The sequence below is a fragment of the Ruegeria sp. AA3 genome (assembly GCF_056542905.1).
The window spans coordinates 1-21,886 of the sequence record NZ_JBQGAQ010000020.1 but is presented as its reverse complement, the minus strand read 5'-3'; the positions used below and the strand labels follow the sequence as shown (position 1 = coordinate 21,886).

General features: G+C 55.4%; 18 protein-coding genes. 13 read left to right on the top strand and 5 right to left on the bottom strand.

Annotation, left to right across the window (positions count from 1 at the left end):
* Window positions 1–121 precede the first annotated feature (121 nt).
* Complete coding sequence (locus ACR0JR_RS21530; protein WP_170765707.1) at window positions 122–790, top strand: response regulator transcription factor; 669 nt, start codon at window positions 122–124, stop codon at window positions 788–790.
* Window positions 787–2,154 carry a sensor histidine kinase gene (locus ACR0JR_RS21525; protein ID WP_480458074.1) on the top strand — a complete coding sequence of 456 codons (1,368 nt, stop codon included), beginning with the start codon at window positions 787–789 and terminating at the stop codon, window positions 2,152–2,154. Before ACR0JR_RS21530 ends, ACR0JR_RS21525 begins: the two co-directional genes overlap by 4 nt.
* A gap of 251 nt (window positions 2,155–2,405) precedes the next feature.
* Here ACR0JR_RS21525 and ACR0JR_RS21520 read toward each other — a convergent pair whose 3' ends face one another.
* Genes ACR0JR_RS21520 through ACR0JR_RS21510 form a run of 3 tightly spaced genes read right to left on the bottom strand, consistent with a single transcriptional unit; the run spans window position 2,406 to window position 3,453 of the window.
* Window positions 2,406–2,672, bottom strand: coding sequence for a hypothetical protein (locus tag ACR0JR_RS21520; protein ID WP_170779990.1), 267 nt, complete (start codon window positions 2,670–2,672; stop codon window positions 2,406–2,408).
* Window positions 2,669–3,019 (bottom strand): IS66 family insertion sequence element accessory protein TnpB, encoded by a 351-nt coding sequence (gene tnpB / locus ACR0JR_RS21515; RefSeq protein WP_170779991.1) that lies wholly within the window; start codon window positions 3,017–3,019, stop codon window positions 2,669–2,671. Before tnpB ends, ACR0JR_RS21520 begins: the two co-directional genes overlap by 4 nt.
* Window positions 3,016–3,453 (bottom strand): hypothetical protein, encoded by a 438-nt coding sequence (locus ACR0JR_RS21510; RefSeq protein ID WP_480458073.1) that lies wholly within the window; start codon window positions 3,451–3,453, stop codon window positions 3,016–3,018. Before ACR0JR_RS21510 ends, tnpB begins: the two co-directional genes overlap by 4 nt.
* Before the next feature lie 309 nt (window positions 3,454–3,762).
* On the opposite strand from ACR0JR_RS21510, the gene ACR0JR_RS21505 reads away from it, so the two are divergent.
* The 6 genes from ACR0JR_RS21505 (at window position 3,763) to rpoC (ending at window position 16,046) form a co-directional block, all read left to right on the top strand.
* Window positions 3,763–4,578 (top strand): FkbM family methyltransferase, encoded by an 816-nt coding sequence (locus tag ACR0JR_RS21505; protein ID WP_480458072.1) that lies wholly within the window; start codon window positions 3,763–3,765, stop codon window positions 4,576–4,578.
* 206 nt (window positions 4,579–4,784) lie between these two features.
* Entirely contained in the window at window positions 4,785–5,915 is a 1,131-nt protein-coding gene (locus ACR0JR_RS21500; RefSeq protein ID WP_480458070.1) for a hypothetical protein, read from the top strand.
* Window positions 5,916–6,394: 479 nt separating this feature from the next.
* Window positions 6,395–6,913, top strand: coding sequence for a 50S ribosomal protein L10 (gene rplJ / locus ACR0JR_RS21495; protein ID WP_010441181.1), 519 nt, complete (start codon window positions 6,395–6,397; stop codon window positions 6,911–6,913).
* A gap of 79 nt (window positions 6,914–6,992) precedes the next feature.
* The gene (rplL, locus tag ACR0JR_RS21490; protein ID WP_010441182.1) at window positions 6,993–7,367 is read left to right on the top strand and encodes a 50S ribosomal protein L7/L12; all 375 of its coding nucleotides are present in this window, start codon (window positions 6,993–6,995) and stop codon (window positions 7,365–7,367) included.
* Window positions 7,368–7,617: 250 nt separating this feature from the next.
* Window positions 7,618–11,754 carry a DNA-directed RNA polymerase subunit beta gene (rpoB, locus tag ACR0JR_RS21485; protein WP_480458069.1) on the top strand — a complete coding sequence of 1,379 codons (4,137 nt, stop codon included), beginning with the start codon at window positions 7,618–7,620 and terminating at the stop codon, window positions 11,752–11,754.
* A 50-nt stretch (window positions 11,755–11,804) separates the two neighbouring features.
* A complete protein-coding gene (gene rpoC / locus ACR0JR_RS21480) occupies window positions 11,805–16,046 on the top strand; it encodes a DNA-directed RNA polymerase subunit beta' (RefSeq protein WP_480458068.1) in 4,242 nt (1,413 codons plus the stop codon).
* A 53-nt stretch (window positions 16,047–16,099) separates the two neighbouring features.
* Here rpoC and fosX read toward each other — a convergent pair whose 3' ends face one another.
* On the bottom strand, window positions 16,100–16,504 hold the full coding sequence (fosX, locus tag ACR0JR_RS21475; protein ID WP_170782206.1) for a FosX/FosE/FosI family fosfomycin resistance hydrolase: 405 nt from the start codon (window positions 16,502–16,504) through the stop codon (window positions 16,100–16,102).
* A 170-nt stretch (window positions 16,505–16,674) separates the two neighbouring features.
* On the opposite strand from fosX, the gene ACR0JR_RS21470 reads away from it, so the two are divergent.
* Window positions 16,675–17,544, top strand: coding sequence for a DMT family transporter (locus ACR0JR_RS21470; protein WP_480458066.1), 870 nt, complete (start codon window positions 16,675–16,677; stop codon window positions 17,542–17,544).
* On the opposite strand, the gene ACR0JR_RS21465 is transcribed toward ACR0JR_RS21470, so the two are convergent.
* Entirely contained in the window at window positions 17,529–18,344 is an 816-nt protein-coding gene (locus ACR0JR_RS21465) for a putative rhamnosyl transferase (RefSeq protein ID WP_480458065.1), read from the bottom strand. The two genes, ACR0JR_RS21470 and ACR0JR_RS21465, sit on opposite strands and share 16 nt — an antisense overlap.
* Before the next feature lie 397 nt (window positions 18,345–18,741).
* On the opposite strand from ACR0JR_RS21465, the gene rpsL reads away from it, so the two are divergent.
* The 4 genes from rpsL to ACR0JR_RS21445 form a co-directional block, all read left to right on the top strand.
* Window positions 18,742–19,113: a 30S ribosomal protein S12 gene (rpsL, locus tag ACR0JR_RS21460; RefSeq protein ID WP_005621086.1), complete on the top strand. Its 372-nt coding sequence runs from the start codon at window positions 18,742–18,744 to the stop codon at window positions 19,111–19,113.
* A 15-nt stretch (window positions 19,114–19,128) separates the two neighbouring features.
* Window positions 19,129–19,599, top strand: a complete 471-nt coding sequence (rpsG, locus tag ACR0JR_RS21455) for a 30S ribosomal protein S7 (RefSeq protein ID WP_010441203.1) — start codon at window positions 19,129–19,131, stop codon at window positions 19,597–19,599.
* An 18-nt stretch (window positions 19,600–19,617) separates the two neighbouring features.
* The gene (fusA, locus tag ACR0JR_RS21450) at window positions 19,618–21,735 is read left to right on the top strand and encodes an elongation factor G (RefSeq protein WP_170782203.1); all 2,118 of its coding nucleotides are present in this window, start codon (window positions 19,618–19,620) and stop codon (window positions 21,733–21,735) included.
* Between the two features lie 60 nt (window positions 21,736–21,795).
* On the top strand, window positions 21,796–21,886 hold a 91-nt coding region (locus ACR0JR_RS21445; RefSeq protein WP_036223564.1), incomplete at its 3' end, for a GTP-binding protein.

Here is a 21,886-nt window from a genome sequence, read left to right as displayed (position 1 = left end):
CAGACAACCACGTCAGCGCCCTCCGCACCACCGTGATTGCAAATAGAACTGTGGGGTTGATTCCCCCTCCCATCTGGCAATCATGGAGCGCCAACCTTGCGCGAAACTTGCAGGAGCTCGAATGCGGATTGTCATCGTCGAGGATAATGAAACCCTCGCCAACGCCATTGCTTATCGTCTGCGGGATCGGGGTCATGCCGCCGACGTACTGACAGATGGCGATGCCGCCGATCTGTATCTGGAACAGGAAGGTGCAGACCTGATCGTTCTGGACATCAACCTGCCGGGTCGGTCAGGTCTTGAGATCTTGCGGTCGCTGCGCCATCGGGGCGACAGTGCGCCTGTCATCCTGCTGACCGCGCGCACCGAGACCAGCGATCGCGTATCGGGCCTGGATATGGGCGCAGACGATTACCTTGTGAAGCCCTTCGAGATGGATGAGCTTGAGGCCCGCATCCGCGCGCTTTCCCGTCGCAAACAATTGGATTATGGCGCGCGCGAGACCATCGGAGATCTTGAGTTCGACCGCACCGCCCGGCAGGTGAGCGCAAAGGGCCAAGTTCTCGATGTGCCGCGTCGGGAAATGGCTGTGCTTGAATGCCTGCTGGAACGGCGCGGCAGGATCGTCCCCAAAAGTCAGTTGACCGACTACGTCTACGGCGTGGGAGCCGATGTCGACGATTCAGCCGTCGAGCCGCATGTGTCACGACTGCGCAAGCGCCTTCAGAACCTTGGCATCCGGATCAAGACCGCCCGTGGCCTTGGATATCTGCTTGAGGTCCAGAAGTGATCCGGCACGGCTCACTCAGGCTCAGGCTTTTCATTCTGATCCTGACGCCCTTGGTGCTGCTCGCAATATTGCTTGGATACTGGCGCTACACGGTGGCTCAGCAAACGGCGCAGGAGCTTTTTGATGACAGCCTGTTGTCCGCCGGTCTGGCTATATCGCGCGATGTTGCGGTGTCAGAAGGCGATGCCTTGTCGCCCACCACGCGCAGCTTGATCCGCGATGCGTCAGGCGGAGAGATTTTTTATCACGTGACCGGACCCGGTGGCATCTACGTCACAGGGTATGCATATCCTCCTGCCGCTGCAAAACCGTCTGTACAGGACGCGTACCAACCACGGTTTTTCGAGGCGATCTATCGGGATGAGCCGGTGCGTGTGTTGAAAATGACCGAGCGGGTCACGCTGGATAACCTGGTGGGCGATGCGACAGTTACGGCCTGGCAACGCGTCGCGGACCGCAACGCCTTTGCCAATGAGTTGTCGATCCGTGCGGCGATTCTGATGGGTATCCTGTTGGCCACCCTTGCGTTTGTTGTCTGGTTCGGCGTCGCGCGAGGGCTGCGGCCCTTGCTGGATTTGCAGGATGCGATCGATCTACGCTCACCTGACGACCTGAGCAAAATCAAGCGCCCGGTCCCGGTCGAGGTTCATGGAATTGTTCAGACCCTGAATCGGCTGTTTGGGCAGGTCGAGCGTAGTATTAACGCCCATCAGGTTTTTATCTCAGAAGCCGCGCATCAATTGCGAAATCCAGCGGCTGCGGTCCAGTCCATGGCTGAGGCATTGCGCGATGCAAAAACAGATGAGGACAAAGACAATCGGATAATCGAGCTGGTGGCAGCGGCTAAGAATTCGGCTACAGTGGCGGAACAGTTATTGTCACTGGAACGACTGCGGCAACCTACGCATCATGATCAGATGGACAAGATCGATTTCCGTGCGGTTGTCGAAGAAGCCTGCGCTGACATGGGTGTACAGATCCTCGCAAAAGGGATCGAGTTTGATGTTACAATGCCGGACTCGACAATTACGGTTTCAGGAGATCAGGTCTTTTTGACTGAGGCCATCAAAAACCTGCTGGACAACGCAGTTAAGCACGGTGGGACTAAGTTGAGCCAAATTTCAGTCGCGCTGCGCTCTGATGGCGAGAACGTAGAGCTTACCGTATCCGATGACGGAACCGGCCTTTCACCCGAACAAAGCGAAGCCGTTTTCAGTCGATTCTCGCAGCTGGAATATTCCGAAGGTAGCGGTTTAGGGTTGTCGATTGTCTCAGCTGTAGCGAAGCGCCACGGAGGAGTGGCCGCGATCAACCAAGTCGAAAAAGGAGCAAGCGTTACGCTTCAGCTTCCCATAGCCCTGTAGTTTGTTTCAATTTCTGCTCGGAACCCGAAACCTGTCACAATCAAAGAGAGTTTTTTCGATTACAGCGAATGACCGGTTTCCACCCCAAGTGCCGGGCACGGCGGTCTTGATACGTCTTCACCGGACTTTGAAGCCTTTTGCAGCAAAATGGCGCTTGGTCCGCGTTCCAGGCACTAACGGAGTTGCATCAATCGTCCGCTTTTTTAGAATTATTATCTGCTACAGCCGCGCGCTGATTGATCAGCTCGGAACTAATCGTCGTCCGACATTTCGTTACGAAACTTCTTGAAATCGAAATTCTCATCTAGCTCACCAAGAGCCTCAACTTTCTTTTGGATCAGTTGTACGCGCTCACGAAGGCTCTGTTTGTCACTCAGGCTGGCGAGGTGAAACTCTAGTGCGTCGCGAACGATAGCGTCGTCATCGAGAACGCCTGTCACTTCCCGCAGTTGTTGGACCAAGTCGTGAATTTGGTTTGCAATCTTCTGTTCGATTACCAACGCCTTGTTAAAACTCATGCAGCAGTAGGCTTGAACGGTCTGGCGCCAACGACTCTTCTCCAATCGAGGCCTTCAAAAAGCGCTTCGAATTGTGCTTTGCTCATGGTCATCATACCGTTTCGAAGTCTTGGCCATACAAAGCCTTTGCTTTCTATGCGTTTGTACGTCATCACGAGCCCAGTTCCGTCCCACACAATGAGTTTTAGTCGGTCCGCACGTTTTGATCGAAAAATGAATACTGCGCCGCTAAAAGGGTCGAGGTCAAATTCGTTCAGCACAATAGACGCTAGACCATCCATACCTTTGCGAAAGTCCACAGGTTCGGTCGCTACGTAGAACTTAAAATTCCCGGACGGAGTAATCATACTTCACCCTCAAATGCTCGGATCAGTGTCGCCAGTTTCCCAAGTGGGTAACTGGCGGGAAATAGGACCTCGCAGCTACCACGCTTGAAGATGATGTTTTCTGACGCGACCGGGGTAGTTTGCTCACGAGAGCTGACTTTAATCTCAGCAAACGACGGCTTGGATTTGGGTTTTAACGTGGAATGCGGACCTGACGCCTTTTTCTCGGACGTTTTCTTCCACCTGGCTGCAGTCTCCTGCTTTACACCACAGGTCTTTGCAACTTCGCCAACAGATAAACGACCAGCCCTCATACGCTGTCCCATTTCATCTTTGAATTTATGGGTCCACAGACGTCGGCCGTCTTTTCCAACGGGAATTGAGTAACCGTAGGCATGGAAGACGTTTTCGATTTTTTGGTCACTGGCGAGCTCACCTAAAGCTTGAGAATTCATGATGCCTGTATCCTTTTAGAGGCATCATAAACTGATCTCGTTGACCTAATCAGGTGCCAAAGATGGGGCTACATGCAACGCTTACCTTAGAAGTGCTGAATGTCTGTTTGTGAATGATTGGTGCCAACTAAATCACCTTCTACGGTTGACTAGTTGGGGCGAAGCAAATCTATTTTGGTGCAATTGCATGATTTGGAGGCGAAACCCGCTTCCATCCAGAGGTGAATGTCGTTTTGAAGTACCAAAATCTACATGACTACTAATTCGGATCGCTGGCGCCAACTGAATGCGGCTCTTGGTTCGGATCGCATGCCGCTGATCGCAGATATCGGGGCAAACCCGCTTAATGTCCCGGTATACAAACCGCTGATGGACAGTGGTCTTTGTGCGGTCGTCGGTTTCGAGCCACAAAAAGAAGCCTACCAAAAACTGCTGGCGTCGGAAAACCCAAGGGAGCATTATATGAATTTTGCCCTTGGTGATGGAGCTAAACACCGTCTGAATGTTTATCGAGAATCTGGTCTTTCCTCTGTCTATGACATTGATCCGATGTCAACTGAGGTATTGAGCCGAAACGCGCGTCGTGCAGAGCGCCTTTCTTCCCAGGAATTTGAAACTATCCGTTTGGATGACGTGCCCAATCTGCCAAAGATCGATTTGGTAAAAATTGATGTTCAAGGTGCAGAGACCATGGTCCTTTCTAATGGTGTCCGGACGTTGTCACACGCAGTATGTGTGATTGCAGAAGTACGCTTTTTTCCTTTGTACGAAGAAGAGCCTGCATTGGACCAGCTGCTGAGAGTTTTGCGAGAAAACGGTTTTTTGCTCCATCGTTTTCTTCACCTGAAGTCGCAGACCATTCAAAACTCCAGTTCAGGCAAGATAAACAGGAGGCGCAACTCGAGCCAGCTTCTAGATGGGGATGCTGTATTTCTACCTGATATTCGAAGACTGAACGAACGCCCATCTGAGGATTTGAAATCACTGGCTCTAATCGCTGACGCTGTCCTGCATAGCCACGATTTGTGCCTGCATTGCTTAGATCTTCTTTTATTACGCGAGGAAATCTCGACGCAGACAATATCAGAATACCTCCAACTGCTTCCTCAGAAATCCAGGCTTTAGTGTCCAATCAAAACACGACTTTCAAAATTTTCTCATTTCGATGATCATATGTTGAATAGCATTCGCGGGTATAGGAGCACGGAAGTATCGACATACTGGCGTCGAGCTTCTGCGTTGCGAAAAACAAATGACGCAAATAGTCAAAAAGCAACAACGCACTTCTATGTCGTGGAAAGGCGCGGTAAAAACGACGTGGGAACCTAACATTGACAGAAATTGACCTCAGTTATGCGGTTCTTGCCAAGGAGGGCAGCGTCCTACGTGACCTGCCCAGCGATGAAGGTGAGCTTGGTCCCGACTTTCTGGAGGCCTACGACAGGAGGACCCTGTTCTATGATGTGTTTTTTGTTCCAGAGGGAAACAGAGTTGTTATCGTTTGCCCTAACTTAAAAAAGACACTAACTCGAATAATCAAGCATGCAGTATTCGAGATTGATCATACGAAATCCACGCACGGCGTCACTCATCCGGGTGGAAGAACATCTCAGATATCAATTTCTTGCGATGGGAGCTTTCCGAAGGAGATCAAAATACATCACCCTCGTCTTCCTGACCTCGGACCAGTAAAGATCAATCGCACAGAATGGTCACGTTTCGAGGGTATGAATGCGCTGGTTGCGGTATCAAAGAACAACAAACTGGATTGGATCCGCGATTGGCTTGTCTATCACGTTAGCGTTCATGGCGCCAATGCGGTAGTTCTCTTCGATAACGGCAGCGACCTCTACACGTCCTCGCAGCTTCAGGACGTGATATCAACGGTTCAAGGTATAGCAGAGTCCGCCGTGATTTCGGCTCCATTACCTTTTGGTCCAAGAGGGCACTCACGAATTCATCACAATGCTCGGTTTTTTCAGCTCTCCATGCTGCACATTGCTCAAGAGCGATTCTTAAAAAAAGCAAATGCTGTATTGTCCGTAGATATCGATGAGTTGGTACTCTCCCCAAATGGTAAGTCAGTTTTTGATGCGGTTAAAATGGCTAATAATGGTTTTATTTCGATGTCCGGAAAGTGGGTTTATGCATTGCAGCCTGGTGACGAAAATACAGTTCGACATTTTGATCATGCGTTTCAAATGAAGAAAACAGACTCGGTGATGAGCCCCAAGTGGTGTGTGGATCCGCAAGGTCCACTGGAAGGCGAATATTGGCGCTTGCATGGTGTATACGGCGCTGAAAGAGATTTTAGTCTGGGGTACCGGTTTTTGCATTGCCGCCAAATAACCACCAGTTGGGACTATGAGCGCGACTATGTCGCCAAAGAAGACTTGGAGCGTTCGTCAGAGGCAGACTTTCTTGAAAGAGCTTTTTTGCGACAACCGATCCATCAGGGTTAGGAGCGTCTGAATTCAATGCGCCGGTTGTTTGAGGTGGCTGGGTGTATATGGACCAGCCAGCTGTTACGAGCTACTTAAGCGGGTTTGACAAAGTGCTTGATCGTTCAGTTCCCTCTCTGCAATGATTTGTGAGGTCTTTTTATCCAAACCGGCGCTGGATGCTGCTTACACATTTGCACTTTGGACAGGCCAGTTTGTAGCAATTTACCTCTTGGAAAATCCGCTCATCTGTCCTAAGTAGACCTGCGGAATAAAGCGTGCGATTCGTCGTGCGCTTTATTTTGTTTCGTCCAAGACGGTGGGTGGTGCCATGCGGCCCCTTAATTCCCTGCCTGAGACGGGTAAGACCAAAGAATTCTGAGGGTCACGATCCTCGGGCGAGTTTTGGCCCATCCCGTAACAACGGACCTAAACGCCGGAGCGTAAGCTGCGGCAAATATGAGCCGGGGTGAGATATCGCCCCTAACTTGGAGAGAACTGTGGATAGAGCCCAGAAAGAGAAAGTGGTTGAGGAACTCGGCCAAATCTTCGAAAGCTCTGGCGTCGTAGTGGTTTCGCACTACGCCGGTCTGACAGTTGCCGAGATGCAGGACCTTCGCGCACGTGCTCGTGACGCGGGTGGTGCCGTGCGTGTTGCCAAGAACAGGCTCGCCAAAATCGCCCTTGAGGGTAAGCCGTGTGAAAGCATGGCCGACCTGCTGACAGGGATGACCGTTCTGACCTATTCCGAGGACCCCGTGGCAGCAGCCAAGGTGGCCGAGGACTTCGCCAAGGATAACAAGAATTTTGAGATCCTCGGCGGTGCTATGGGCGAGAACGCTCTGGACCGCAAAGGCGTCGAAACAGTTTCGAAAATGCCGTCTCGTGAAGAGCTTATTGCTTCGATCGTTGGCTGCATTGGCGCACCTGCTTCGAACATCGCCGGCGCGATTGGCGCACCTGCAAGCAACATCGCAAGCATCCTTTCCACCATCGAAGAGAAGGCGGAAGCTGCGTAAGCGGTTGGCACTGAATGATCTGCGTAGGGAAATATCCCTGACGTTGGAACACACACTGTAAACGGAAAGAGCTGATAAAATGGCTGATCTGAAAGCACTCGCAGAAAGCATCGTGGGTCTGACCCTGCTGGAAGCACAAGAACTGAAAACCATCCTCAAAGACGAATACGGCATCGAGCCTGCAGCTGGCGGCGCCGTAATGGTCGCAGCTGGTGGCGACGCCGGTGGCGCAGCTGAGGAAGAAAAAACCGAATTCGACGTCGTTCTGAAGAACGCCGGCGCTTCGAAAATCAACGTGATCAAAGAAGTTCGCGGCATCACCGGTCTGGGCCTGAAAGAAGCCAAGGAACTGGTCGAAGCTGGCGGCAAGATCAAAGAAGGCGTGTCGAAAGACGAAGCCGAAGAAGTCAAAGGCAAGCTGGAAGCAGCTGGCGCCGAAGTCGAGCTGGCCTAAGCCAACCGACAGGTGCATCGCTGATGCGCCGCAAATTTTGGCTGGGCCCGGAGAAATCCGGGTCCAGCCGAACCTGTCTTAGAAAGGGCCTCATTATCTGGGGCGTTTTCTAAGACACGGTTTTCGGATCGGGAGGCCACCTTCGGGACGGTGGCCACGAATTGATCCGGACGTGTCGTCTCGAATGTGCAAGATGCCGGGGCCCGACGGTGTCTTTGCCCGCTGAGAACATCGAAAGGTGACATCTGACATGGCTCAAACGTTCCTTGGCCAGAAACGTCTTCGTAAATATTACGGCAAAATCCGCGAAGTGCTGGAGATGCCAAACCTCATTGAGGTCCAGAAATCTTCTTATGATCTTTTCCTGCGCTCCGGCGATGTAGAACAGCCCACAGACGGCGAAGGCATCAAAGGTGTGTTCCAGTCGGTTTTTCCGATCAAGGATTTCAACGAAACCTCCGTTCTGGAGTTCGTGAAATACGATCTGGAAAAACCCAAATACGACGTCGAAGAGTGCATGCAGCGCGATATGACCTACAGCGCGCCGCTGAAGGTCACCCTGCGTCTGATCGTGTTTGATGTTGATGAGGACACCGGCGCCAAATCGGTCAAAGACATCAAAGAACAGGACGTGTTCATGGGCGACATGCCCCTGATGACACCGAACGGGACGTTCATCGTGAACGGCACCGAGCGTGTGATCGTGTCCCAGATGCACCGCTCCCCCGGTGTGTTCTTCGACCACGACAAGGGCAAGACCCATTCCTCGGGCAAGCTGCTGTTTGCCTGCCGCATCATCCCGTATCGCGGCAGCTGGCTGGACTTTGAGTTCGACGCCAAGGACATCGTGTTCGCCCGTATCGACCGCCGCCGTAAGCTGCCTGTGACAACCCTGCTCTATGCGCTGGGTCTGGATCAGGAAGCGATCATGGACGCGTATTACAACACCGTGTCCTACAAACTGGATAAGAAGAAGGGTTGGGTCACACCGTTCTTCCCCGAGCGCGTGCGCGGCACCCGTCCGACTTACGATCTGGTTGACGCCAAATCTGGTGAAGTGATTGCCGAAGCGGGCAAAAAAGTCACACCGCGCGCGGTCAAGAAACTTATCGACGAAGGCAGCGTCACCGACCTGTTGGTTCCCTTCGATAACATCGTCGGAAAGTACGTCGCCAAGGACATCATCAACGAAGAAAACGGCGCGATCTATGTCGAAGCCGGTGATGAGCTGACGCTGGAGTACGACAAGGACGGCGACCTGATCGGCGGCACCGTCAAGGACCTGATGGATGCAGGTATCACCGACATCCCGGTTCTGGACATCGACAACGTCAACGTAGGCCCCTACATGCGCAACACCATGGCTCAGGATAAGAACCTGAACCGTGAAAGCGCGCTGATGGACATCTATCGCGTTATGCGTCCGGGCGAGCCGCCCACCGTCGAAGCTGCGTCGGCCCTGTTTGACACCCTGTTCTTCGACAGCGAGCGTTATGACCTGTCCGCTGTTGGTCGCGTGAAGATGAACATGCGTCTGGCTCTGGACGCGCCTGACACCCTGCGCACCCTGCGCCGCGAAGACATCGTGGCCTGCATCAAGGCGCTGGTTGAGCTGCGCGATGGCAAAGGCGACGTGGACGATATCGACCACCTCGGCAACCGTCGTGTGCGTTCGGTCGGCGAACTGATGGAAAACCAGTACCGCGTCGGTCTGCTGCGCATGGAGCGCGCGATCAAAGAGCGTATGTCGTCTGTCGAGATCGACACCGTCATGCCGCAAGACCTGATCAACGCGAAACCGGCTGCGGCTGCTGTCCGCGAATTCTTCGGCTCGTCGCAGCTGTCGCAGTTCATGGACCAGACCAACCCGCTGTCGGAAGTCACCCACAAACGCCGTCTCTCGGCGCTTGGTCCCGGTGGTCTGACACGTGAGCGAGCGGGCTTTGAGGTGCGCGACGTGCACCCGACCCACTATGGCCGGATGTGCCCGATTGAAACGCCAGAAGGTCCGAACATCGGTCTGATCAACAGCCTTGCTACCTTTGCCCGCGTGAACAAGTATGGCTTCATCGAAACACCGTATCGCGTTGTTAAAGACGCTGAGGTGACCGATGAGGTTCACTACATGTCCGCGACCGAGGAAATGCGTCACACCGTGGCGCAGGCGAACGCGACGTTGGATGCGGATGGCAAGTTCATCAACGATCTGGTTTCGACCCGTCAGGCCGGTGACTACACGCTTGCCCCGCGCGAGAATGTAGACCTGATCGACGTGTCGCCGAAACAGCTGGTCTCGGTTGCTGCATCGCTGATCCCGTTCCTTGAGAATGACGACGCCAACCGCGCTCTGATGGGCTCGAACATGCAACGTCAGGCGGTTCCGCTGCTGCGCGCCGAAGCGCCGCTGGTCGGTACCGGGATCGAGGAAAAGGTTGCGATCGACTCGGGCGCTGCGATTCAGGCGAAACGCGCCGGTATCATCGACCAGGTCGATGCCCAGCGTATCGTTATCCGCGCCACCGAAGATTTGGAACTGGGCGACGCTGGCGTCGACATCTATCGTCTGCGCAAATTCCAGCGTTCGAACCAGAACACCTGCATCAACCAGCGTCCGCTGATCAAGGTGGGTGACACCGTCCAGAAGGGCGAGGTCATTGCCGATGGTCCGTCGACCGATATGGGTGAACTGGCCCTTGGTAAGAACGTGGTCGTCGCGTTCATGCCGTGGAACGGTTACAACTACGAAGACTCGATCCTGATCTCGGAACGTATCGCGCGTGACGACGTCTTTACCTCGGTTCATATCGAGGAATTCGAAGTCGCCGCCCGTGACACCAAGCTGGGCCCGGAAGAGATCACCCGCGACATCCCGAACGTCGGTGAAGAAGCGCTGCGCAACCTCGACGAGGCGGGCATCGTTTACATCGGTGCGGATGTTGAGCCGGGCGATATTCTGGTCGGCAAGATCACTCCGAAGGGCGAAAGCCCGATGACCCCGGAAGAAAAGCTGCTGCGCGCCATCTTTGGTGAGAAAGCATCTGACGTTCGCGACACCTCGCTGCGCGTGAAGCCGGGCGATTACGGTACGGTCGTTGAGGTTCGCGTCTTCAACCGTCACGGCGTCGAGAAAGACGAGCGGGCGCTGCAGATCGAGCGTGAGGAAGTCGAACGCTTGGCCCGTGACCGGGACGACGAGTTGACGATCCTTGACCGCAACATCTATGCGCGTCTACAAGGCCTGATCCTGGGTAAAACCGCTGTCAAAGGCCCGAAAGGCGTCAAGCCGGGGTCGGTGATCACCGAGGAACTGCTGGAAACCCTGACCCGTGGTCAGTGGTGGCAGCTGGCACTGGAAGGTGAGCAGGACGCACAGATCGTCGAAGCTCTGAACGAGCAGTACGAAGTGCAGAAACGCGCTCTGGACGCCCGTTTCGAAGACAAGGTCGAGAAGGTCCGCCGTGGCGACGACCTGCCGCCGGGTGTGATGAAGATGGTCAAAGTCTTCATCGCCGTGAAGCGCAAGCTGCAGCCGGGTGACAAGATGGCCGGTCGTCACGGGAACAAGGGTGTGATCTCCAAGGTTGTTCCGATGGAAGACATGCCGTTCCTGGCCGATGGTACTCCGGTAGACTTCTGTCTGAACCCACTGGGTGTGCCTTCGCGGATGAACGTCGGTCAGATCCTTGAAACCCACATGGGTTGGGCCGCACGCGGTCTGGGTCTGAACATCGATGACGCTCTGGGTGAATACCGCCGTTCCGGCGATCTGACCCCGGTTCGCGAAGCGATGAAGCTGGCCTATGGCGAAAATGTCTACGAAGAAGGCATCACCGGTCTGGACGAGGATGGCCTGATCGAGGCTGCGGGCAACGTGACCCGTGGTGTTCCGATCGCAACCCCGGTCTTTGACGGTGCCAAAGAGGCGGATGTCAACGACGCGCTGGTGCGTGCGGGCTTCTCGGAAAGCGGTCAGTCGGTTCTGTTTGACGGTCGTACCGGTGAGCAATTCGCGCGTCCGGTAACCGTGGGCATCAAGTACCTGCTGAAACTGCACCACCTGGTGGACGACAAGATCCACGCGCGTTCGACCGGGCCGTACAGCCTGGTGACCCAGCAGCCGCTGGGTGGTAAGGCGCAGTTCGGTGGTCAGCGCTTTGGTGAGATGGAGGTCTGGGCTCTTGAAGCTTACGGCGCCGCCTACACCCTGCAGGAAATGCTCACCGTGAAATCGGATGACGTCGCCGGCCGGACCAAGGTCTATGAGTCGATCGTCAAGGGCGAGGATAACTTTGAAGCGGGCGTACCGGAATCGTTCAACGTTCTGGTGAAAGAAGTCCGTGGCCTCGGCCTGAATATGGAACTCCTGGATGCGGAGGTTGAGGAGTAAGGGCCTTGCCCTTTCTCCCGTCCCCCCTTCCGCAAGATTTGAGGTAACAAATGAACCAGGAAATCACCAACAACCCGTTCAACCCGCTGACGCCCCCGAAAGTATTCGACGAGATCAAGGTCTCGTTGGCGTCGCCCGAGCGGATCCTGTCTTGGTCCTATGGCGAGATCAAGAAACCCGAAACCATCAACTACCGGACGTTCAAACCCGAGCGTGACGGTCTGTTCTGCGCGCGTATCTTTGGCCCGATCAAAGACTACGAATGTCTGTGCGGCAAATATAAGCGGATGAAGTATCGCGGCGTTGTCTGCGAGAAATGCGGCGTGGAAGTCACCCTGCAGAAAGTCCGCCGAGAGCGTATGGGCCACATCGAACTGGCCGCGCCTGTCGCGCATATTTGGTTCCTGAAGTCGCTGCCGTCCCGCATCGGTCTGATGCTGGACATGACGCTGCGCGATCTGGAACGCGTTCTGTACTTTGAAAACTACGTTGTCATCGAGCCCGGTCTGACCGACCTGACCTACGGCCAGATGCTGACCGAAGAAGAGTACATGGACGCGCAGGATGCCTATGGCATGGACGCGTTCACCGCCAATATCGGTGCTGAAGCCATCCGCGAGATGCTGGCTCAGATCGATCTGGAAGCCGAAGCCGAGCAACTGCGCGCTGATCTGGCCGAAGCCACCGGCGAGCTGAAGCCCAAGAAAATCATCAAGCGTCTGAAGGTTGTTGAATCCTTCCTCGAGTCGGGCAACCGGCCTGAGTGGATGGTGATGACCGTGATCCCGGTCATTCCGCCGGAACTGCGTCCGCTGGTTCCGCTGGATGGTGGTCGTTTCGCGACCTCGGATCTGAACGATCTGTATCGCCGCGTCATCAACCGGAACAACCGTCTGAAGCGTCTGATTGAGCTGCGCGCGCCTGACATCATCGTCCGCAACGAAAAGCGGATGCTGCAGGAATCCGTTGACGCTTTGTTCGACAATGGCCGTCGTGGCCGCGTGATCACCGGCGCCAACAAGCGTCCGCTGAAATCGCTGTCGGACATGCTGAAAGGTAAGCAGGGTCGCTTCCGTCAGAACCTTCTGGGTAAGCGCGTCGACTTCTCGGGCCGTTCGGTCATTGTGACCGGTCCGGAACTCAAGCTGCATCAGTGTGGTCTGCCCAAGAAGATGGCGCTGGAGCTGTTCAAGCCGTTCATCTACTCGCGCCTTGAAGCCAAGGGTCTGTCTTCGACTGTTAAGCAGGCGAAGAAACTGGTCGAAAAAGAGCGTCCCGAAGTGTGGGATATCCTCGACGAGGTGATCCGCGAACACCCTGTCATGTTGAACCGTGCGCCGACGCTGCACCGTCTTGGCATTCAGGCGTTCGAGCCGGTCCTGATCGAAGGTAAAGCCATCCAGCTGCACCCGCTGGTCTGTTCGGCCTTTAACGCCGACTTTGACGGTGACCAGATGGCCGTTCACGTGCCGCTGAGCCTTGAGGCCCAGTTGGAAGCCCGTGTTCTGATGATGTCGACGAATAACGTTCTGTCGCCTGCAAACGGTGCGCCGATCATCGTTCCGTCGCAGGATATGATCTTGGGTCTGTACTACGTGACCCTGGAACGCGAAGGCATGCCGGGCGAAGGCAAGGTCTTTGGGTCTATCGAAGAAGTTCAGCACGCGCTGGACGCGGGTGAAGTGCATCTGCACTCGAAAATCACCGCGCGGATCACGCAGATCGACGACGAAGGCAACGAAGTTCAGAAGCGCTACGAAACCACTCCGGGCCGTCTACGTCTGGGTGCGTTGCTGCCGATGAACAACAAAGCGCCGTTCGATCTGGTCAACCGCCTGCTGCGGAAGAAAGAAGTGCAGCAGGTGATCGACACCGTCTACCGTTACTGCGGTCAGAAAGAGTCGGTTATCTTCTGTGATCAGATCATGTCGATGGGCTTCAAAGAAGCGTTCAAAGCGGGCATCTCGTTCGGTAAGGACGACATGGTTATTCCCGATGACAAGTGGGGCATCGTCGATGACACCCGCGGTCAGGTGAAAGACTTTGAACAGCAGTACATGGACGGCCTGATCACTCAGGGCGAAAAGTACAACAAAGTTGTCGATGCCTGGTCGAAGTGTAACGACCGCGTCACCGAGGCGATGATGAGCACCATCTCGGACGTTGCCAAAGCCGAAGACGGGTCGGATCAGGAACCGAACTCGGTCTACATGATGGCCCACTCCGGTGCGCGTGGCTCGGTTACTCAGATGAAACAGCTGGGCGGTATGCGCGGCCTGATGGCCAAGCCGAACGGTGACATCATCGAGACGCCGATCATCTCGAACTTTAAGGAAGGTCTGACCGTTCTCGAGTACTTCAACTCGACCCACGGTGCCCGTAAGGGTCTGTCGGATACCGCTCTGAAGACGGCGAACTCGGGTTACCTGACCCGTCGTCTGGTAGACGTGGCACAAGACTGTATCGTTCGTGAGATCGATTGTGGCACCGAGCGTGCGATCACTGCCGAAGCAGCCGTGAACGATGGTGAGGTTGTCGCCTCGCTGGCCGAACGTGTGCTGGGCCGTGTCTCTGCCGATGACGTTCTGCGTCCGGGTACGGACGAGGTTCTGGTCGCTGCAGGTCAGTTGATCGACGAACGCATGGCGGACACCATTGACGAAGCCGGTGTTGCTTCGATGCGTATCCGCTCGCCTCTGACCTGTGAGTCCGAGGAAGGCGTCTGCGCCACCTGCTACGGTCGTGACCTTGCACGCGGTACCATGGTGAACACAGGTGAGGCTGTCGGCATCATCGCCGCGCAGTCCATCGGTGAACCCGGTACACAGCTTACCATGCGGACCTTCCACATCGGTGGTGTTGCGCAAGGTGGTCAGCAGTCGTTCCAGGAAGCCAGCCAGGAAGGTGTCGTTTCCTTCGAGAACCCGCAGATTCTGGTCAATGCCGCAGGCGAAAGCCTCGTTATGGGCCGGAACATGAAGCTGGTGATCAGCGATGAACACGGCGAAGAGCGTGCCAGCCACAAGCTGGGCTACGGCTCTAAGCTGTTCGTCAAGGACGGCACTAAGGTTGCGCGTGGCGATAAGCTGTTCGAATGGGATCCGTACACCCTGCCAATCATCGCTGAGAAAGCTGGTACGGCGAAATATGTCGACCTTGTTTCGGGCATCGCTGTCCGCGATGAGACCGACGATGCAACTGGTATGACCCAGAAGATTGTGATCGATTGGCGCGCTGCCCCCAAAGGTAGCGACCTCAAGCCCGAGATCATTCTGGTCGGCGAAGATGGCGAGCCGGTCCGCAACGACGCGGGCAACCCGGTTCACTATCCGATGTCGGTGGATGCGATCCTGTCGGTCGAAGATGGTCAGCAGATCGAAGCCGGTGACGTTGTCGCGCGTATCCCGCGTGAAGGTGCTAAGACCAAGGACATCACCGGTGGTCTGCCGCGTGTGGCCGAACTGTTCGAAGCCCGCCGTCCGAAAGATCACGCGATCATCGCAGAAGCCGATGGTTACGTGCGCTTTGGCCGCGACTATAAGAACAAGCGCCGCATCAGCATCGAACCGGCTGACGAGTCGATGGAGACCATCGAGTACATGGTGCCCAAGGGCAAGCACATCCCGGTTGCCGAAGGGGACTTCATCCAGAAGGGTGAATACCTGATGGATGGTAACCCGGCTCCGCATGACATCCTGTCCATTATGGGCGTCGAAGCGCTGGCGGATTACATGATCGACGAAGTGCAGGACGTCTATCGTCTGCAGGGCGTTAAGATCAACGACAAGCACATCGAGGTCATCGTGCGCCAGATGCTGCAGAAGTGGGAGATCCTGGATTCAGGCGACACCACCCTGCTGAAAGGCGAGCATGTCGACAAGCAAGAGTTCGACGCAGCCAACGAGAAAACCATCTCGCGCGGCGGCCGTCCGGCTCAGGGCGAACCGATCCTTCTGGGGATCACCAAAGCCTCGCTGCAGACGCGTTCGTTCATCTCGGCGGCGTCGTTCCAGGAAACCACTCGCGTTCTGACCGAAGCCTCGGTTCAGGGTAAGAAAGACAAGTTGGTTGGCCTCAAAGAGAACGTCATCGTTGGTCGCCTGATCCCTGCCGGTACCGGTGGGGCCACTCAGGCCGTCCGCCACATCGCGCAGTCGCGTGACAACGTGGTTATCGAAGCCCGCCGGGAAGAGGCCGAAGCGGCCGCTGCTTTGGCCGCTCCGACATTCGACGACGACATGGTCGGTGATGAGCTGGACGTTCTGGTGGAAACACCGGAAAGCCGCGAATAAGCACCGCAGCATAAAACAAATGAGGCCCTGCAAAATTGCGGGGCCTTTTTAATTTAGCCCGCGGCGTACCGTTTTAATCGTTCCTCCAGCGTACCGGTGTGCAGTTCAAACATATGGTTGTCGTAGTCATAAAAATAGATTGATTGCCCTTCCCCGGGTACGCGGGATCGACCCTCCCGGATTTCAAGGCCCAGCGACCGGATGCGTTGCAACCTGTCGTCATATTCATCTACGCTCATCTTGAACGCGACGTGATTGTAGGTTTTTTCGGACAGCGGATCGCCCTCCATAATCGCGACCCAAACACCCCCGATATCGAAAAACCGCTCTTTTGAAAGCGAGAAAGTCCGATCGCCGCTATCGTAGATTTTTTTGGCATTCAGAATTGTTGTCAGTACCTCTTCCATCTTGTCCAGATTTCGGGTGATGAAGGTAATATGGCTCAGGCCCTCAATCACAGTGCACCTCTTCAGTTTGACCGGACTTCAAAATAACAATGTACCGGTCAAAGTCAGCCTCTAGGTCCCTCCTGACTCACCTGCGATTGCTGATTATCCATTGCAGAGTTGACATTGGGTTTGCCTGATTGGCCAATGGGCACATTGTAGTGGGATCGGGCGAAACCAGAATGACACCAAATCTAAGGGGCGCCTTGCTGATGATGGGCAGCATGGCTGCCTTTACTGTCAACGATACGCTCGTGAAGGTGGTGGGGCAGGATATGCCGCTGTTCCAGTTGGTCGCCACACGAGGGGCGTTGGCAACGATTCTCGTGTTCTTTCTTGCACGCCATCTTGGGGCGCTTCATTTGGATTTTTCCCGCCACGATAAGTGGTTGGTAGTGTTTCGATGCCTTGCCGAATTGTCGGCGACATTCTTCTTCCTGACTGCGTTAATGCACATGCCGTTGGCCAATGTAACGGCGGTGTTGCAAGCGTTACCCTTGACCGTGACCCTGGGGGCTGCGTTGTTTTTTCAGGAAAAAATCGGGTGGCGGAGGATTGTCGCGATTGCAATGGGATTTGTTGGCATGTTGTTGATCGTTCGGCCCGGCCCCGATGGCTTCAGCATTTACGCCATTTATGCACTGATCGCGGTTGCATCGGTTACGGCCCGTGATCTGATCACGCGACGCATGTCCGCAGAAGTGCCATCCATGGTTGTGACGTTGGCAACATCGCTTTCTATCACCACTGTCGCTGCAATCGTGTCAGTTTTTGAGGGGTGGGTGCCGGTTTCGACCGCATCAGGTGCGATGGTCGCCAGTGCCGCGGTCTTTGTTTTGATGGGGTATCTGTTCAGCGTCATGGTGATGCGCGTGGGGGAGGTCGGTTTTATTGCGCCATTCCGCTATTCCAGTCTGCTTTGGGCACTGGTGCTTGGATGGGCGGTATTTGGAGACTGGCCCGACACGATTACCCTTTTGGGTGCGGCATTGGTCGTCGGGGCAGGGATGTTCACACTGTTCCGCGAGCGGTCGCGTCAGGAGGAGGACTGATGCAACCGCACGAACCGCGGATTTATCGCGAAACGTGTGGCAAATTCGGATTCGATCTCCGGTGTTATCGGAGCAAGTTGCGCCTTCTGTTTCCCTGCGCGTGGCGAGTCGTTGGAATTGTTCAGTGACCTGATCCACATCGGGTGATCAGGATAGCTGATAACCGGCATGAAACGTCCGATCCGGTTATGGGTGAAGCTTATGATTGTGTGAGTGCATCCGCCCGAGACCAGCATGCCCAGTCCAACCCCGAGCAAAGACTTGTAGACCTGCGCTGCCTGTGTGCCTGCGGGTCTAAAACTGGCCTGATACCCGTTATTGAAATCTATCCCGATCGCTTGATTTTTCTTGATCAAACCCGCGCCGTCATCTGCTGCTTCTCGGAGTTTTTCCACGAAATCTATGGAAACGCTGTCGTCGTCGTCATGACGGAACTGAAGACAAGGCCGGTCTGGATGCGAGCGCGCGATTTGAAGGATTTGTTTCATGACTTGCCGGTGTTTCTGATCTGGATTGACTGCTCTTTGGATGATCTGAACCTGCTTGATGTCAGTGGTTAGATCTTTGAGCCGGTCAAACGCCGCCTTCGGAAGACACTCTCCGACGGCGATCAGAAGCTGGAAATCCTCATCGGTTTGTGCGCGAAAGCTGGGCAAGGTTAGGGATTCAAACAGGCGAAACCGCTCTTCCAGACGGGCAGGGTGGTATAGATGGCGGCGCCGCTCTTCGACCGTGTCGTGTTCGATTTGGAAATCGCCTAGGGCAGGGAATGAAAATCGGCACAGGCCAATGACTTGCATAGATCATCCAATGGATAGCGGGACGCGCCCACTATGCACGCGGTGGGTATAAGCCGCAATGCGGGCGAACAGTGGAATTCGCAGCCCGATCCTGATAAATGGCTGATTTCTTGATGCGCAATACGCCTTTGTTGCATGGCTGTTGACACTCGGGCCGACTCCCCCTATTACGCGCGACATCTCGGTACCGGGGGCCGCCCCGTAACCGATTTCAGTAATGAACTGGTCAAGGCCCGGACACTTTTATCGTTCGCGCCCTCTGATAACAAACCGCGACGTTCACCTCGGAATGGGAACGCTCGCGGGTTTTGCGCTTGTGGACGCATAAGTGCAGCGAATTTAACCGCACGCAGCCGCGTGCATGTCATGTGTGTTGCAAAACGGGGAAGAAACCGGAATGCCAACTATTCAACAGCTGATCCGCAAGCCGCGGCAGCCCAAAGTAAAACGCTCAAAGTCCATGCACCTGGAGCAGTGCCCGCAGAAACGCGGCGTCTGCACACGTGTTTACACCACCACACCAAAAAAGCCGAACTCGGCGATGCGTAAGGTTGCCAAAGTGCGCCTGACCAACGGGTTTGAGGTCATCTCGTACATCCCCGGTGAAAGCCACAACCTGCAGGAACACTCGGTTGTTCTGATCCGTGGCGGCCGTGTAAAAGACCTTCCCGGTGTGCGTTACCACATCCTGCGCGGTGTTCTGGATACTCAGGGCGTCAAAGATCGTAAGCAACGTCGTTCGAAATACGGCGCGAAGCGTCCCAAGTAAGAAGGAGAGGCTGATATGTCACGTCGTCACGCCGCCGAAAAACGCGAAGTCCTGCCTGACGCCAAATTTGGCGACAAGGTACTGACCAAATTCATGAACAACCTGATGATCGACGGCAAGAAGTCGGTCGCAGAGCGCATCGTTTACAACGCGTTTGACCGCGTTGAGAACAAAGTAAAGCGCGCTCCTGTCGAAGTGTTCCACGAAGCGCTCGACAACATCAAACCGTCGGTTGAGGTTCGCTCGCGCCGGGTTGGTGGTGCAACCTACCAGGTTCCGGTCGAAGTGCGCCCCGAGCGCCGCGAAGCACTGGCCATCCGCTGGCTGATCACTGCTGCGCGCGGCCGCAACGAAAACACCATGGAAGAGCGCCTTGCAGGTGAGCTGTTGGACGCTGTTCAGTCCCGCGGTACTGCCGTCAAGAAACGCGAAGACACCCACAAGATGGCCGAGGCGAACAAAGCCTTTAGCCATTACCGTTGGTAATCCCAGAGGCTTAGACAAATGTCACGCGAATATCCTCTCGAACTGTACCGTAACTTCGGTATCATGGCGCACATCGACGCAGGTAAGACCACCTGCTCGGAGCGTATCCTGTATTACACTGGCAAATCCCACAACATCGGTGAGGTGCACGATGGTGCAGCTACCATGGACTGGATGGAGCAGGAGCAGGAACGCGGCATCACCATCACTTCGGCTGCGACCACCACTTTCTGGGAGCGCACCGAGGACGGTCAGACCGCCGATACCCCCAAGCACCGCCTGAACATCATCGACACCCCCGGCCACGTTGACTTCACCATCGAAGTCGAACGTTCGCTGGCGGTTCTCGACGGTGCCGTCTGCGTTCTGGACGCAAACGCCGGTGTTGAGCCCCAGACCGAAACCGTGTGGCGTCAGGCTGACCGCTACAAGGTTCCGCGTATGGTTTTCGTCAACAAGATGGACAAGATCGGCGCAGACTTCTTCAACTGCGTTCGCATGATTGAAGACCGTACCGGCGCACGCGCTGTTCCGGTTGGTATTCCGATCGGCGCCGAGTCCGAGCTGGAAGGTCTGATCGACTTGGTCACCATGGAAGAGTGGCTGTGGCAGGGTGAAGATCTGGGCGCAAGCTGGATCAAAGCTCCGATTCGCGACAGCCTAAAAGACATGGCTGACGAGTGGCGCGGTAAGATGATCGAAGCGGCCGTCGAAATGGACGACGACGCGATGATGGAATACCTGGAAGGCAATGAGCCCGACGTTCCGACACTACGCGCCCTGCTGCGCAAAGGCACCCTGGACATCGCGTTTGTGCCGGTTCTGGGCGGTTCGGCGTTCAAGAACAAAGGCGTTCAGCCGCTGCTCAACGCTGTGATCGACTATCTGCCCAGCCCGCTGGACGTTGTCGATTACATGGGCTTCAAACCCGGCGACGAAGAAGAAGTTCGTGACATCGCGCGTCGTGCCGATGACGACATGGCTTTCTCGGGTCTGGCGTTCAAAATCATGAACGACCCCTTCGTTGGCTCGCTGACCTTCACCCGAATCTACTCGGGCACCATGAACAAGGGTGACTCAATCCTGAACTCGACCAAAGGTAAGAAAGAGCGCATCGGTCGTATGATGATGATGCACTCGAACAACCGGGAAGAGATCGAAGAAGCGTTTGCAGGCGACATCATCGCGCTGGCGGGTCTGAAAGATACCACCACCGGTGACACTTTGTGTGATGCGAAGGATCCGGTGGTTCTGGAAACCATGACCTTCCCCGATCCGGTGATCGAGATCGCGGTTGAGCCCAAGACCAAGGGCGACCAAGAGAAGATGTCCCAGGGTCTGGCCCGTCTGGCCGCCGAAGACCCGTCCTTCCGTGTGGAAACTGATCTGGAATCGGGTCAGACCATCATGAAGGGCATGGGCGAACTTCACCTGGACATCCTGGTGGACCGTCTGAAGCGTGAGTTCAAGGTTGAGGCCAACATCGGTGCACCGCAGGTGGCCTATCGTGAGACCATCGGTCACGAAGTCGAACATACCTACACCCACAAGAAACAGTCGGGTGGTTCGGGTCAGTTCGCCGAAGTGAAGATGATCATCTCGCCGACGGAACCTGCCGAGGGTTATTCATTCGAAAGCCGCATCGTTGGTGGCGCGGTACCGAAGGAATACATTCCGGGCGTTGAAAAGGGCATCAACTCGGTCATGGATAGCGGCCCGCTGGCTGGCTTCCCCGTGATCGACTTCAAGGTTGCCTTGATCGACGGTAAGTTCCACGACGTTGACTCGAGCGTTCTGGCGTTCGAAATCGCGGCCCGTATGTGTATGCGTGAAGGCATGCGCAAAGCTGGCGCGAAACTGCTGGAACCGATCATGAAGGTCGAAGTGATCACCCCGGAAGAATATACCGGCGGTATCATCGGCGACCTGACCTCGCGTCGTGGCCAGGTTTCTGGACAAGAGCCGCGCGGCAACGCAATCGCGATCGACGCGTTTGTTCCGCTGGCGAACATGTTCGGCTACATCAACACTCTGCGTTCGATGTCGTCGGGCCGTGCCCAGTTCACCATGCAGTTCGACCACTACGATCCGGTTCCGCAGAACATCTCGGACGAGATCCAGGCGAAATACGCATAAGCGAAGATTTGAGGGAGCTCGGTTAACGGGCTCCCTTCATTACCGAAAAAGGAGGCCATCATGGCAAAGGAAAAGTTTGAGCGTAATAAGCCGCACGTCAACATCGGCACGATTGGCCACGTTGACCACGGCAAGACCACGCTGACCGCAG